Here is a 13,194-nt window from a genome sequence, read left to right as displayed (position 1 = left end):
CCGGCCGCAGCACCCGCCCCTCGTCGGCGAGGACGAGCACCGGATGCACCCCGGTGCAGGGTCCGGCGGTCTCGTGCGCGTCAGCGCATCTTTCCGCCGCGCGGCATCTTCATGCCCTTGGGCATCGGCCCCTTCGGCAGCGGCATGTTGCTCATGAGGTCGCCCATCGCCCGCAGCCGGTCGTTGGCGGCCGTCACCTGGGGGCCGCTGAGCAGCCGGGGCAGCTTCAGCATCTTGGTGCGGACCTTCTTGAGCGGCACCTGGCCCTGCTCCTCGTCGTTGCCGACGATGATGTCCGTCACCGGCACGTCGACCAGGATGCGGGCCATCTTCTTCTTCTCGGCCACGAGGAGGGGCTTCAGCCGGTTCGGGTTGCCCTCGCCGACCAGGACGATGCCCTGGCGGCCGACCGCCCGGTGCACGACGTCCTGGCTGCGGTTCATCGCGACCGCGGGGGTCACGGTCCAGCCGCGCCCGATGTTCTGCAGCACCGCCGCGGCGGCGCCCGGCTGTCCCTCCATCTGTCCGAAGGCCGCCCGCTCGGCGCGTCGTCCGAAGACGATCGCCATCGCCAGGAGCGCCAGGACGAAGCCCAGGATGCCCAGGTAGACCGGGTGCCCGATCAGGAAGCCGATACCGAGGAGGACACCGAGTACGACGATGCCCACGCCGGCCACGACGAGCCCGACCTTGGGATCGGCCTTCCGGGTCATCTTGTACGTGAGGGCGATCTGCTTCAGTCGCCCGGGGTTCGCGGCGTCAGCGCCGCCCGTGTTTGCCTTCCTCGCCATGCCTTGAAGTCTACGTGGCCCGGGACGTCCGGCCAGACGCGGCCTCCAGGACGTGCTGGGCCTCGATGCGGTCCTTGGCGCGGCGGCGGTCCTCCAGGACGGAGGTCCAGGCGTTGCGGCGGGCGGTGCGCTGTCCGGCGCCCAGGAGCAGCCCCTCGACGGCGCGGAGGGCGTCCGTGACGGACGGGAGGGCGGCGGCCCGGACGTGTGTCGATGCGGCCGGCATGAGGGGTCCTCTCTCGCATGCGGATGAGACGAGGTGGGGGAGTGAGCGGGGGTGGTGGCGGTGCGTGGAACCATGCTCACAGAACGGTGTTACCAGGGCATGACCCGGCGGTCAAACACTGATGAAACGCCGATGCCGGACCCCCGTACGGCGGAGCGGCCCGTACCGCCCCGCTGAACTGCGGGGCCGTACGGGCCGCTCTCCCGGTACGTATTACCTACCGGTAACCATCTGTGCGGCGACTCACACGACCGGCAGGCCGGCCGCGGCCGCGCCGCGCTTCTCCCTGGCCTGCTGGTACAGACGGCCGGCGCGGTACGAGGAGCGGACCAGCGGGCCCGACATCACGCCGGAGAAGCCGATCTGGTCGGCCTCGTCCTTGAGCTCCACGAACTCCTGCGGCTTGACCCAGCGCTCCACCGGGTGGTGACGGAGCGAGGGGCGCAGGTACTGGGTGATCGTGATGAGCTCGCAGCCGGCGTCGTGCAGCTGCCGCAGCGCCTCGCTGATCTCCTCGCGGGTCTCGCCCATGCCGAGGATCAGGTTGGACTTCGTGACCAGACCGTAGTCCCGGGCCCGGGTGATGACGTCCAGCGAACGCTCGTAGCGGAAGCCGGGGCGGATCCGCTTGAAGATCCGCGGCACCGTCTCCACGTTGTGCGCGAAGACCTCGGGGCGGGAGTCGAAGACCTCCGCCAGAAGCTCCGGCACCGCGTTGAAGTCGGGGGCCAGCAGCTCGACCTTGGTGCGGCCGGCGGCGCGCTCCGCGGTCTGCTGGTGGATCTGGCGCACGGTCTCGGCGTACAGCCAGGCGCCGCCGTCCTCCAGGTCGTCGCGGGCGACGCCGGTGATGGTGGCGTAGTTCAGGTCCATCGTGACGACCGACTCGCCCACGCGCCGCGGCTCGTCGCGGTCGAGCGCCTCCGGCTTGCCGGTGTCGATCTGGCAGAAGTCGCAGCGCCGGGTGCACTGGTCACCGCCGATGAGGAAGGTGGCCTCTCGGTCCTCCCAGCACTCGAAGATGTTGGGGCAGCCCGCCTCCTGGCACACCGTGTGCAGGCCCTCGCTCTTCACGAGGCTCTGCATCTTGGTGTATTCGGGCCCCATCTTCGCGCGGGTCTTGATCCACTCGGGCTTGCGCTCGATGGGGGTCTGGGCGTTCCGGACCTCCAGGCGCAGCATCTTGCGTCCGTCGGGTGCGACTGCGGACACATCGGCTCCTGTAGCTTCGATTCTTCGGCGCACACCAGGGTACGCCCGTTGCTTCCATGCCTTGCTCCGTCTGGCCAACCTGTGGCCAGAGCTCGGCATTCCTCAGGCGGACGCCGTCTCCACCGGCCGCTCGATCTCCCGCGGCCTGAGCTCCGCGTTCTCCAGCACGTCCCGCAGGTGCCTCTCGACCACCGGGAGGACCTCCTCGATGGTGATGTCGCGGCCCAGCTCGTTGGCGAGCGAGGCCACGCCCGCGTCGCGGATGCCGCACGGGATGATCCGGTCGAACCAGGCGTTGTCCGGGTTCACGTTGAAGGAGAAGCCGTGCATGGTGACGCCCTTGGCGACCCGGATGCCGATGGCGGCCAGTTTCCGGTCCTCGCGGCGCTGGCCGGCGTTGGAGGGCGCGTACTCGGGGCCGTGCAGCCGCGGGTCGAACTCCTCGTCCGTCAGCCGCGGGTCGAAGTCCAGCGAGAGCCCGCCGAGGGAGGGCCGCTGCTCGACCGGGTCGCCGAGGACCCAGACGCCGCTCCGTCCCTCGATCCGGGTGGTCGCCACGCCGAACTCGGCGGCGGTCCGGATCAGCGCCTCCTCGAGGCGGCGCACGTGCGCGACGACGTCCACCGGGCGGGGCAGCTTGAGGATCGGGTAGCCGACCAGCTGGCCGGGGCCGTGCCAGGTGATCTTGCCGCCGCGGTCGACGTCGACGACCGGGGTCCCGTCGAGCGGGCGCTCGCTGTCCGCGGTGCGCCGGCCGGCGGTGTAGACCGGCGGGTGCTCCAGGAGCAGGCAGGTGTCGGCGGTCTCGTCGGCGAACCGCGCGGCGTGCACCTCGCGCTGCTTGTCCCAGGCCACCTGGTACTCGACGGCGTCCTCGCCGAAGCCCAGGCGGACGAATTGCAGCTCACTCACGGCCATGCCTCCTCCTGGGTGCCCGCGGCCGGGTTCCGGGGATCGTCCCGGGGCGGGAGCCGGCCCGGCACCCTGCGTCTTACGCGCCCCTGCCACTGTACGGCGGCGCGGCGCGAACCCTTCGGGCAGGTGGAGGCGGGACGGGGGCACCTCGCGGGGGTGTGCTCCGGTCAGCGCGGAACGACAACGAGGGTTCCGGTTCCTCACACGATCGGATGAATGTGGGGCGAAGCTGGCGGTACGGGCCGGGATGACCGCTACATTCACGCCGTTCCATGAGGGTCGAAAACGGGCTGCCACCTGCGCCCGAAGGCAGGAGACCGCACAGCCGATGACGGAACGACCACCGCAGCGCGTCCCGAACCGCCAGCTCGCCGCGCTCATCGCCGAAGCCGGGTTCTCCAACGCGGGGCTCGCCAGAAGGGTGGACCAGCTGGGCCTGGAGCACGGGCTCGACCTGCGGTACGACAAGACCTCCGTGACCCGGTGGCTGCGCGGGCAGCAGCCGCGCGGCACCACGCCCGCCCTCATCGCCGAGGTCTTCACCCGCCGGCTCGGCCGCCGGCTCTCCGCCCAGGACCTCGGACTCGACGCCTGCGCGCCGGTCTACGCGGGCCTGGAGTTCGCCGCCACCCCCGAGGAGGCCGTGGACATCGTCAGCGGCCTCTGGCGCAAGGACTCCGGCAGCCACGCCGAGCTCCGCAAGATCGCCTTCACGCCGGCCGGCCTCGTCGTGCCCAGCCGCGACTGGCTCATCGGCCGCGCCGACGACCGGGTCGCCCGCGGCGAGCCCGCCGCCCCCGTGCCGGTGGTCCGCCCCGGCGGCCCCGGCGGGCCGGTCCGCGCCATCGGCACCGACCCCCGGGTGCCCCCGCAGAGCCGCTTCTCCGTCCCCCGCCAGCGCGGTACGGAGCGGGGCCCCGGCCAGCGCGTCACCGGCGGCGACGTCGCCGCCCTCCGCTCCGTCGGCGACCTCTTCCGCACCCTCGACCACGCCTACGGCGGCGGCCACGCCCGCCAGGCCCTCGTCCGCTACCTGGAGCACGAGGCCGAGCCCATGCTCCGCGGCACCTACGGCGAGTCCACCGGCCGGCGCCTCTTCGCCGCCGCCGCCGACCTCACCCGGCTCGCCGGCTGGACCTCGTACGACATCGCCGCCCACGGCCTCGCCCAGCGCTACTTCGTCCAGGCGCTGCGGCTCGCGCAGGCCGCCGGGGACCGGGCGTACGGCTCCTACGTGCTCCTCACCATGAGCTGCCAGGCCGTCTACCTCGGGCACGGACGCGAGGCCGTGCAGCTCGCCCGGGTCGCCCAGCAGGGCGTCGGGTCCGCCGCCCCGCCCGTCGTCCAGGCGATGCTGCACGCCGTCGAGGCCCGTGGCCACGCCGTGCTCTCCGAGGCCCGCGCGTGCAGCGCCTCCCTCGTCCGCGCCGAGCGGGCCCTGGAGGCCGCCCGGCCCGGCGACGACGTGCCCTCCTGGGCCCGCGCCTTCGACGAGGGGCAGCTCGCCGACGAGCTCGGCCACTGCCACCGCGACCTCCAGCAGTACCGCCCCGCCGCCCAGCACGCCGAGCGGGCGCTCCAGCTCCGCGCCCCCGGCTACGCCCGCAGCCGCCTCTTCTGCCGGGTCGTCCTCGCCACCGCCCGGCTCGCCCTCGGCGAGCTGGACCAGGCGTGCGCGCTGGGCGCCGAGGCCGCCCAGCAGGCCGCCGAGATGCGCTCGGCCCGCGCGATCGAGTACGTCCGCGACTTCGAGCGCCGGCTGGAGCCCTACCGGGACGCCCCGCCCGTCCGCACCTACCGCGACCGGGTGGCCGCCCTCGGCTGACCCGCCGCCGGGCGCGTCAGGCCGCCTCCTCCTCCGCCTCCTCCAGGACCGGCGCGCACAGGCCCAGATCCGCCAGCACGGCCCTGGCCGCCCGGTCCCCGGAGGTCAGGGTGGAGCGCAGGGTGCCCGCCCCGCGGTGGTCGCCGCAGACGTAGAGGCCCGCGAGCAGCCGCACCGAGCGGCACGGGTCGTGCGCCGGGGGAGTGACCAGGACCGCGTCCCGCGTGTGGTGCAGGGCCAGCAGCTCCCACTCGTCGGTGGAGGTCCCGTACAGCGCCGCCAGGTGCTTGCGGACCCGCCGCTCGGTGTCGTCCGGCGGGGTCCCGAGGACCGTCGAGGTGATCAGCGGCCGTCCGGCCGGCGCCCGCGTCGGGTCCACCGCGCTCATCACCGCGGTGTGCGCCACCGGCCCGCCCGGGTCCGACTCCAGCAGCAGCGTCGGATCGGCCGTGGGGGCCACCGGCGCCGTGTGGTGCAGCACGGTCACCGGGTGGTACGCCGGGACCCGCAGGCCCGGCAGCAGCTCCGCCGCCGTCCGCGCGCCCGTCGCGAGGACCACCGCCCGGCAGCCCACCGTGCCGTGCTCCGCCGTGCGGACCCGCGCCGCCGACACCTCCGTGACCCTGACCCCGGTCCGCACCGTGCCCGGCGGCAGCAGCGCCGCGAGCCGCTCCGGGACCGCCGCCGACCCGCCCTCCGGCACCGAGACCCGGCCCCGCGCGAAGGCCCGCAGCGCCAGGTCCGCCCGGCGGCTCGACACCGCGAGGTCCGGATCGGCGAGCAGCGCCGCCAGGAGCGGCCGCAGCACCGTCTGCACGGTCCTGGCGGGCAGCCGGCCCGACAGCGCCTCCCGGGCGGTCCGCTCCGGCCGGGCCAGCAGCCGCTGCGTCGGGGTCGCCGCGAGCCGCACCAGCGAGGCGCCGAGCCGCGCCTGGTCCAGCGAGGCCGCCGGATGCCGGGGGGCGCTCGCGAGGGCGCGCGCCACGGTGAACGCGCCCCTGCGGGTGCGCGGGTGCGGGGCGCCCCAGCGCGCGTACCGCCCGTCGGAGTGGATCAGCACACCGGGCGCGAACGGGCGCGGGACCACCCCGTCGAGGCCCGGGAGGGACCGCAGCTCCTCCGGCGAGAGGGTGAGCAGCCGGCCCACCCGGTCCAGCCGGAAACCGTCGGTCTCCCCGGTGGCGTGCCGGCCGCCGGGGAACGGCTCCGCCTCCAGGACGGCGACCGAGAGCCCCGCCCCGGTCAGCCGCCGGGCCGCCGAGAGCCCCGCGATCCCGGCGCCGACGACGACCACGTCGACGTCCCCGAGCCCGCCGGAGCCCCCGGCGCGCTCCGCGTGCCGGGGCCGCGGGACGGCCGTGCCCCGTGCGGCCTCCGGCACGGAGACGACCTCCGTGACGCCGTCCGCGTGCTGTGCCTGCTGTGCGCTGCGTGCGGTACTGAGCACGTGCCCCTCCCCAGGTCTGCGCCGCCTGTTGGTGGCCTATGCCCCCAACGGGCCCCCGGAATGCCCGAGTTCGCGATCCATGTCGACTGGTGGGCACCGAGGGTAGGCAGCGCTCCCACGGCAGGGGGCCCGCGCGCGGCGGGCTTGCCGCAGCACGGGGGAGCGCAGGGGGCGCGGGGAGGCCGCTCAGCGGGCCGCGGCGGCCCGGATGGAGTCGTCGATGGTGGGGAAGGCGAAGGTGAAGCCGGAGGAGAGCAGCCGCTGCGGCACCACCCGCTGGGAGCCGAGGACGTCCGCCGCGAAGTCCCCGAGGACCAGCTTCAGCGCGGCCGCGGGGACCGGGAAGGGCGTCGGGCGGCGCAGCACCCGGCCCATCGCCGCGGTCACCTCGCGGTTGGTGACCGGTTCGGGGGCGGTCAGGTTCACCGGGCCCGAGAGCGACGGAGTGTCCATCAGGTGCCGCAGCGCGGCGACCTCGTCGTGGAGCGAGATGAAGGACCAGTACTGGCCGCCGTCGCCCATCCGCCCGCCGAGCCCCGCCCGGAACACGGGGAAGAGCCGCCCCCAGGCGCCGCCCTGACGGGCCACCACCAGTCCCGTGCGGGCGTACGTCACCCGGATCCCGGCCTCCTCGGCGGGGGCCGCCGCGGCCTCCCACTCCACGCACACCGAGGGCAGGAAGCCGGTGCCGGCCGGGGCGGTCTCGTCGACCGCGCGGCTGCCCGTGTCCCCGTACCAGCCGAGGGCCGTGCCGCAGACCAGCGCCTCCGGCGGCTCGGCGAGCCCGGCGAGGGTCCGGGCGATCGCGGTGGTGCCGAGCACCCGGCTGTCCCGGATCTCCTTCTTGTACGCCTCGGTCCACCGGCGCTCGCCGACGCCGGCGCCCGCGAGGTGGACGACCGCGTCGACGCCGACGAGCCCGGCGCCGTCCACGTACAGCCGCTTCGGGTCCCACTCGACCTCGTCGGCGGTCCGGGCCGGCCGGCGGACGAGCCGGAGGACGTCGTGCCCGTCGGCGCGCAGGGAACGGACGAGGGCGGCGCCGATGAGCCCGGAGGGCCCGGTGACGGCGACGCGCTTGCGGAGGGCGGAAGGCTGCATGCGCCCATCCTGCCCGCTGCCCGCCCGCCGGCGCCCGGGGCGTGGCACAGTGGCGGCATGACCGTGCCGGAGACCTTCGTGATCCGAGGCGCCCTGCAGGGCGACGCCGAGCCGCTGGGCGTGCTGGACCGGGCGACCTGGTCCCCGCTGCACGCGGTGCTGCCCCCGCCCTCGGAGCCGTACGCGCCGTTCTTCGACGACCGCCACCGGCCCGAGGACTACCTCGTCGCCGAGCGGGCGGGCCTCCTCCTCGGATACGTCCGGGTGGCGCGGCCGACGCCGCTCGACTCCAACGCCCACGTCCGCCAGATCCAGGGCCTCGCCGTCGCCGACGAGGCCCGGGGCCAGGGGGTGGGCCGCGCCCTGCTGCGGGCCGCGCTGGCGAAGGCCCGCGCCGACGGCGCCGTCCGCGTCACCCTGAGGGTCCTCGGGCACAACGTCCCCGCCCGCGCGCTCTACGAGGCCGAGGGCTTCACGGTCGAGGGCGTCCTGCCCGGCGAGTTCCTCCTCGACGGCGCGGCCGTCGACGACGTCCTGATGGGCCGGCCGCTGGGCTAGGCCCGGTCGGTCCTGTCGGTCCCGTCCGGGGACGTGCTCCAGAGCGCCACCCCGCCCATCAGTTCGCGCAGGCACCGCAGGGCGAGGGCGGCGGGGGAGCCGGGGCCCTCGACGGGGGCGTCGGACTCCGCCCAGCTCTCCAGGGCGATCCGGATCGCGTCGGTGGCCGCCGCCGCGGCGAGCCGTACCTCCAGCGGGTCGGCCCCGGGGCCCGCCAGCCGCTCCAGGACCTCGCGGAGCCGCTCCTCGGACTCCTGGTTGACCCGGTACCAGACGGCCCGCAGCGCCGGGTCCTCGGCCGAGGCGCGCAGCAGCCCGCGGGTCCAGCGCAGCCCCTCCGCCGCCGCCTCGTCGGCCGGGGTGAGGGAGGCCGCGATCGAGCCCTCCAGCGCGGCCGGGAGCGGGGTGCCGGGGCCGGTGGCGGCGAGCGACTCGCGCCAGCGGTCGGCGCCGCCCGCGAGGAGCGGGGCGACCGCGTCCTGCTTGGAGCGGAAGTACCGGTAGAAGGTGCGCAGCGCGACCCCGGACCGCAGGGCGATCGACTCGGCGGTGGTGCCGTCGGGCCCGTGCTCGGTGAACAGCTCGGCCGCCGCGCGGGCGATGTCCAGCTGGGTGGCGGCCTTGCGGCGCTGGGTCAGGGAGGGCGTCGCGGGTGTCGGCCCGGGTCGGTGGGTCACCGTACGAGGGTACGCCCGGGAGCAGGGGAAGTGCGTGAAGTGCACATGTGGCAAAACGTGTCACCTAGGCGTACGGTGGCAGCCAGATCGAGAAGCTTGACACCGAGAGGTCGCCGCCATGAACCAGCTCACCCGTTACGAAGGACGCCGCGCGCTCGTCACCGGCGGCGGCTCCGGCATCGGCCAGGCCACCGTCCTGCGCATGCTCGCCGAGGGCGGCCGCGTCGTCGCCGCCGACATCAGCGAGGACGGCCTGAAGGACACCGTCGCCAAGGCCGGCGACACCGCCGGCCGCCTCACCACCGTGGTCGTGAACGTCGCCGACGAGGAGTCCGTACGGGCCGGCGTCGCCGCCGCCGTCACCGCCCTCGGCGGCCTCGACGTGCTGGTCAACGCGGCCGGCGTGCTCCGCTCCTCGCACACCCACGAGACCACCCTCGACTCCTTCGAGCAGGTCGTCCGGATCAACCTGACCGGCACCTTCCTCATGATCCGCGAGGCGATCCCGGCCCTCCTGGAGGGCGACGGCTCCGCCGTCGTCAACTTCTCCTCCACCTCCGCGATGTTCGCCCACCCCTACATGGCGGCCTACGCGGCCAGCAAGGGCGGCATCCAGTCCATGACCCACGCGCTCGCCGCCGAGTACGCCAAGCGGGGCATCCGCTTCACCGCCGTCCAGCCCGGCTCCATCTCCTCCGGCATGACCGACGGCTCCGGCGCCAGCAAGCAGTCCCTGGGCCCCGGCCTCCCCGCCGACGCCGACATGTCCCTCTTCATGAAGCTCGCCCCCGCCCTCGGCCAGGGCTTCGCCGGCCCCGAGACCGTCGCCGGCGTCGTCGCGATGCTCGCCAGCGAGGACGGGAAGTTCATCACCGGCACCGAGGTCCGCATCGACGGCGGGACGCACTTCTGATGTCCGCCGCCCCGTCCGCCACGCCGGCCGCCGCCGACGTCTTCGCCGGACGCGTCGCCGTCGTCACCGGAGCCTCCTCCGGCATCGGCGCCGGCCTCGCCCGGCACGCGGCGAAGCTCGGCATGAAGCTCGTCCTCGCCGACATCGCCGCCGACCGGCTCGCCGCCTTCGCCGAGGAACTGCGGGCCACCGGCGCCGAGGTCGAGAGCGTCGTCACCGACGTCGCCGAGCCCGCCTCCGTCGAGGCCCTCGCCGACACCGCGTACACCCGCTTCGGGACCGTCGACCTCCTGGTCAACAATGCCGGGATCATGGCCATGGGCTACTCCTGGGAGATCCCCGCCGAGCGCTGGGACGCCATGCTCCGGATCAACGTCGGCGGCTACGTCAACGGCATCCGCGCCTTTGTCCCCCGCATGCTGGAACGCGGCGAGAAGGCATGGGTCGTCAACGTGTCGTCGATCGGCGGCCTGCTGCCGAGCCCGCTCATGGCCCCCTACAGCGTCACCAAGTTCGGCACCCTCGCCCTCAGCGAGTCGCTGCACTACGAGATGCTGATGAAGGGCGCCCCGATCCAGGTGTCCGTCGTGACCCCCGGCTCGGTGAAGAGCGAGATCTTCAGGGCCGCCCGGCCCGGCGAGACCGAACCCCCGGAGATCGCCGCCTTCAACGAGCGGCTCCAGACGCTCGCCGACGACCACGGCCTCACCCCCGAGGAGCACGCCGAGCGGGTCTTCGACCTGGTCGCCGAGGGGAAGTACTGGGCGATCCCGCAGCCCGAACAGCTCTTCCCGGCCCTCCAGCCCCGCACGGACATGATCCTCGCGCAGGAGAACCCCCGCCTGCAGGCGGGCTGACCCCAGGGTCACCGAAGGCCCCGGCACCCCCTCCGCCGGGGCCTTCGGCCTACCCCGCCCCGAACCGCTCCCACAGCCGCGGCAGCCGGGCCGCCAGCGCCGCCTCGTCCGCCAGGTCCAGCGGCGCGCCCTCCGGCTCCCCGTCCGGCATCACGATCCCCAGGTCCGGCGTCTCCGTCCCGGTCAGCGTCTCGTACGCCTCGTCCGCCGCGAAGCCGATCTCCTCGCCGTCCCCGTCCAGCTCCGGATCGAAGTCCCCGAGCAGTTCCACGAGCCCGTCCGGATCGGCGACACCGCCCTCGTACACCTCCCGGCCCTGGCCGATCAGCCAGCAGCGGAAGGCGTCGAAACCCTCCTCGCCCGCCCCGGCCCCGTCGAGCAGCACGGCCGCCGCCCCCCACACGTCCCAGTGGTACGCGCGGTTGAACCGGGCCTCGAAATGGCGCGCGTAGTCGAGCACCGTGTCCGGATCCAGCCGGGTCAGCCGTTCCACGAGCAGATCCGCCTGCTCCTCGGGATCGCCCTCGGCGTCCTCGCGGGTGGCGTCGATGATCTCCCAGAACTCGGTCTCGTCCATCACGGGACCAGCATCCTGTGTCCGCGACGGCGACGCACCCGGAAAGTCCGGATTCCATCCGGACAGAAGATGGCGGGTATTCCTGCCAGCCTGGGCACCATGACCACCGAAACGAAGCCGCTGCACGGACGGATCTGCCTGGTCGCCGGGGCCACCCGGGGTGCCGGACGGGCCATCGCCGTCCAGCTCGGCGCCGCGGGAGCCACCGTCTACGTCACCGGACGCACCACCCGCGAGAAGGTCAGCGAGGTCGGCCGCGCCACCGAGACCATCGAGGAGACCGCCGAACTCGTGACCGCCGCCGGGGGCCGGGGCGTCGCGGTCCCCACCGACCACCTCGACCCCGGCCAGGTCCGCGCCCTCGTCGACCGGATCGACCGCGAGCACGGCCGGCTCGACGTCCTCGTCAACGACGTCTGGGGCGGCGAGCACCTGCTCGTCTTCGGGAAGAAGACCTGGGAGAACGACCTCGCCGACGGCCTCAGGATGCTCGAACTCGGCGTGCGGACCCACGCCATCACCTCGCACCTCGCGATCCCGCTCCTGATCCGCGGCCCCGGCGGACTCGTCGTCGAGGTCACCGACGGCACCGCCGCGTACAACGACACCCGCTTCCGCGAGAACCTCTACTACGACCTCACCAAGAACGCGCCGATCCGGATGGCCTTCGGCCTCGCGAAGGAACTGGAGGAGTTCGGCGCCACGGCCGTCGCCGTCACCCCCGGCTGGCTCAGGTCGGAACAGATGCTCGCCGGCTTCGGCGTCACCGAGGAGAACTGGCGCGACGCCACCGCGAAGGTCCCCGACTTCGCCGTCTCCGAGTCGCCGGTGTACGTCGGCCGGGCCGTCGCCGCCCTCGCCGCCGACCCCGACCGGCACCGCTGGACCGGCCGGTCGCTCTCCAGCGGCGGCCTCGCCAAGGAGTACGGCTTCACCGACGCGGACGGCTCCCGGCCCGACGCCTGGGGCTTCATCGTCGCGGGCGAGACGGGGACGCCGGACGTGGCCGACTACCGGTAGCGCTCCGCCATGGCCCGGGCCGCCTCCGCGAACCGCTCCCGGAGCGCGGCCGGGGCCAGCACCTCCGCCTCGGGGCCCAGCGGCAGCAGCTGCGCGAGGGCCACCTCCTCGCTCTCCACCCGCAGCACCGCCCGCACCCGGCCGTCGTCCTCCGCGACCGCCGCCGCCAGCGCCTCCCCGGCCGCCGCCCGGTCGGTCACGTACGGCAGCCGGCGCGCCCCCGCCTCCGTCAGCCGCAGCTCCACCTCGGCCCGCAGCAGCGAGCGCGCGAACTCCGCGGCCCGCTCCGTCCAGAAGGCGGGCAGGTCGAAGCCGGGGTCCCGGTCGAAGCGCTCGCCGCCCACCGCGACCGCCGTGAACCGGTCCACCCGGTAGGTGCGGTACGAACTCCCCGCGCGGGCGCACACGTACCAGACGCCCGCCTTCAGGACGAGCCCGTACGGCTCCAGCTCCCGCTCGACCTCCTCGCCGTCGCCGCGCCGGTAGCGCGCCGACAGCGGCCGGTCGTCCCAGACCGCCTCCGCCACCGCCGGCAGCAGCTCCGGCGTCACCGGCTCCTGGTACCAGCCGGGCGCGTCCAGATGGAAGCGGCGGGCCGCCGAGCCCGGCGCGTCCGCCAGCGAGGGCAGCAGCGCCGCCGACACCTTCAGCCGGGCCGCCGACGCCGCGTCCTGGAGTCCCATGTCCCGCAGCGCGCCCGGCAGCCCGGAGAGGAAGAGCGCCTCCGCCTCGTCCTTCGCCAGCCCGGTCAGCCGCGTACGGTACCCGCCGACCAGCCGGTACCCGCCGGTCCTGCCCCGCTCCGAGAACACCGGAACCCCCGCCTCCGAGAGGGCGAGGGCATCACGGGTGACGGTCCGCTCCGACACCTCCAGCTCGGCGGCGAGTTCGGCCGCCGTCATGGAGGCGCGGTTCTGGAGGAGCAGGACCATCTTGATGAGTCGGGGGGGGGCCGGGGCGGACAAAAAGCGCCCCCCCCCCCCCCACACGCGGCGCGGGGCCCCACCCCGGCCGCCCCGGGCCGAGCGCGCGCGCGCCCCCCCACACCACGGGGGCGGGGCCGACGCCCCGCCGG

14 protein-coding genes are annotated in these 13,194 nt (G+C 74.7%); 5 read left to right on the top strand and 9 right to left on the bottom strand.

Going from position 1 to position 13,194, the window contains the following annotated elements:
• Positions 1–80: 80 nt before the first annotated feature.
• From ACFVU3_RS16015 to lipB, 4 genes are all read right to left on the bottom strand, one after another.
• Entirely contained in the window at positions 81–791 is a 711-nt protein-coding gene (locus ACFVU3_RS16015) for a DUF4191 domain-containing protein (RefSeq protein ID WP_169085510.1), read from the bottom strand.
• Between the two features lie 10 nt (positions 792–801).
• Positions 802–1,017, bottom strand: coding sequence for a hypothetical protein (locus ACFVU3_RS16010; protein ID WP_376604991.1), 216 nt, complete (start codon positions 1,015–1,017; stop codon positions 802–804).
• 243 nt (positions 1,018–1,260) lie between these two features.
• Positions 1,261–2,229, bottom strand: a complete 969-nt coding sequence (lipA, locus tag ACFVU3_RS16005; protein WP_390066507.1) for a lipoyl synthase — start codon at positions 2,227–2,229, stop codon at positions 1,261–1,263.
• Between the two features lie 102 nt (positions 2,230–2,331).
• Positions 2,332–3,141, bottom strand: coding sequence for a lipoyl(octanoyl) transferase LipB (gene lipB, locus ACFVU3_RS16000; protein WP_390066505.1), 810 nt, complete (start codon positions 3,139–3,141; stop codon positions 2,332–2,334).
• A 331-nt stretch (positions 3,142–3,472) separates the two neighbouring features.
• On the opposite strand from lipB, the gene ACFVU3_RS15995 reads away from it, so the two are divergent.
• Entirely contained in the window at positions 3,473–4,969 is a 1,497-nt protein-coding gene (locus ACFVU3_RS15995; protein ID WP_390066503.1) for a regulator, read from the top strand.
• A gap of 16 nt (positions 4,970–4,985) precedes the next feature.
• Here ACFVU3_RS15995 and ACFVU3_RS15990 read toward each other — a convergent pair whose 3' ends face one another.
• Together ACFVU3_RS15990 and ACFVU3_RS15985 are read right to left on the bottom strand one after the other, a co-directional pair.
• Positions 4,986–6,263 carry an NAD(P)/FAD-dependent oxidoreductase gene (locus tag ACFVU3_RS15990; RefSeq protein WP_390066526.1) on the bottom strand — a complete coding sequence of 426 codons (1,278 nt, stop codon included), beginning with the start codon at positions 6,261–6,263 and terminating at the stop codon, positions 4,986–4,988.
• A gap of 339 nt (positions 6,264–6,602) precedes the next feature.
• A complete protein-coding gene (locus tag ACFVU3_RS15985) occupies positions 6,603–7,517 on the bottom strand; it encodes a TIGR01777 family oxidoreductase (RefSeq protein WP_390066502.1) in 915 nt (304 codons plus the stop codon).
• Positions 7,518–7,574: 57 nt separating this feature from the next.
• Between ACFVU3_RS15985 and ACFVU3_RS15980 the strand changes: the two genes are divergently transcribed.
• Complete coding sequence (locus tag ACFVU3_RS15980) at positions 7,575–8,075, top strand: GNAT family N-acetyltransferase (RefSeq protein ID WP_390066500.1); 501 nt, start codon at positions 7,575–7,577, stop codon at positions 8,073–8,075.
• Here the strand turns inward: ACFVU3_RS15980 and ACFVU3_RS15975 are convergent.
• Positions 8,072–8,752, bottom strand: coding sequence for a TetR/AcrR family transcriptional regulator (locus tag ACFVU3_RS15975; RefSeq protein WP_390066499.1), 681 nt, complete (start codon positions 8,750–8,752; stop codon positions 8,072–8,074). The genes ACFVU3_RS15980 and ACFVU3_RS15975 overlap by 4 nt on opposite strands.
• A 118-nt stretch (positions 8,753–8,870) precedes the next feature.
• Here ACFVU3_RS15975 and ACFVU3_RS15970 point away from each other — a divergent pair, with 118 nt between their 5' ends.
• Positions 8,871–9,665, top strand: a complete 795-nt coding sequence (locus ACFVU3_RS15970; protein WP_390066497.1) for an SDR family NAD(P)-dependent oxidoreductase — start codon at positions 8,871–8,873, stop codon at positions 9,663–9,665.
• A complete protein-coding gene (locus tag ACFVU3_RS15965) occupies positions 9,665–10,522 on the top strand; it encodes an SDR family NAD(P)-dependent oxidoreductase (protein ID WP_390066495.1) in 858 nt (285 codons plus the stop codon). The genes ACFVU3_RS15970 and ACFVU3_RS15965 overlap by 1 nt, the downstream gene beginning before the upstream one ends.
• A gap of 49 nt (positions 10,523–10,571) precedes the next feature.
• On the opposite strand, the gene ACFVU3_RS15960 is transcribed toward ACFVU3_RS15965, so the two are convergent.
• The gene (locus ACFVU3_RS15960) at positions 10,572–11,099 is read right to left on the bottom strand and encodes a DUF4240 domain-containing protein (protein ID WP_390066525.1); all 528 of its coding nucleotides are present in this window, start codon (positions 11,097–11,099) and stop codon (positions 10,572–10,574) included.
• Positions 11,100–11,198: 99 nt separating this feature from the next.
• Between ACFVU3_RS15960 and ACFVU3_RS15955 the strand changes: the two genes are divergently transcribed.
• On the top strand, positions 11,199–12,119 hold the full coding sequence (locus ACFVU3_RS15955) for an SDR family oxidoreductase (RefSeq protein WP_390066493.1): 921 nt from the start codon (positions 11,199–11,201) through the stop codon (positions 12,117–12,119).
• On the opposite strand, the gene ACFVU3_RS15950 is transcribed toward ACFVU3_RS15955, so the two are convergent.
• Complete coding sequence (locus ACFVU3_RS15950; RefSeq protein ID WP_390066491.1) at positions 12,110–13,051, bottom strand: helix-turn-helix transcriptional regulator; 942 nt, start codon at positions 13,049–13,051, stop codon at positions 12,110–12,112. The two genes, ACFVU3_RS15955 and ACFVU3_RS15950, sit on opposite strands and share 10 nt — an antisense overlap.
• Between the last annotated feature and the right edge of the window lie 143 nt (positions 13,052–13,194).

The sequence above is a fragment of the Streptomyces sp. NPDC058052 genome (assembly GCF_042885515.1).
GTDB lineage: Bacteria > Actinomycetota > Actinomycetes > Streptomycetales > Streptomycetaceae > Streptomyces.
This window is presented reverse-complemented; position numbering and strand designations above follow the sequence as displayed.

Bases quoted from the DNA above. Each gene is read 5' to 3' on its own strand.
- ACFVU3_RS15955 (WP_390066493.1), top strand. From the start codon at position 11,199: ATGACCACCGAAACGAAGCCGCTGCACGGACGGATCTGCCTGGTCGCC.
- ACFVU3_RS16010 (WP_376604991.1), bottom strand. From the start codon at position 1,017: ATGCCGGCCGCATCGACACACGTCCGGGCCGCCGCCCTCCCGTCCGTC.
- ACFVU3_RS15950 (WP_390066491.1), bottom strand. From the start codon at position 13,051: ATGGTCCTGCTCCTCCAGAACCGCGCCTCCATGACGGCGGCCGAACTC.
- ACFVU3_RS15995 (WP_390066503.1), top strand. From the start codon at position 3,473: ATGACGGAACGACCACCGCAGCGCGTCCCGAACCGCCAGCTCGCCGCG.
- ACFVU3_RS15965 (WP_390066495.1), top strand. From the start codon at position 9,665: ATGTCCGCCGCCCCGTCCGCCACGCCGGCCGCCGCCGACGTCTTCGCC.
- ACFVU3_RS15985 (WP_390066502.1), bottom strand. From the start codon at position 7,517: ATGCAGCCTTCCGCCCTCCGCAAGCGCGTCGCCGTCACCGGGCCCTCC.
- ACFVU3_RS15970 (WP_390066497.1), top strand. From the start codon at position 8,871: ATGAACCAGCTCACCCGTTACGAAGGACGCCGCGCGCTCGTCACCGGC.
- ACFVU3_RS15980 (WP_390066500.1), top strand. From the start codon at position 7,575: ATGACCGTGCCGGAGACCTTCGTGATCCGAGGCGCCCTGCAGGGCGAC.
- ACFVU3_RS16015 (WP_169085510.1), bottom strand. From the start codon at position 791: ATGGCGAGGAAGGCAAACACGGGCGGCGCTGACGCCGCGAACCCCGGG.
- ACFVU3_RS15960 (WP_390066525.1), bottom strand. From the start codon at position 11,099: ATGGACGAGACCGAGTTCTGGGAGATCATCGACGCCACCCGCGAGGAC.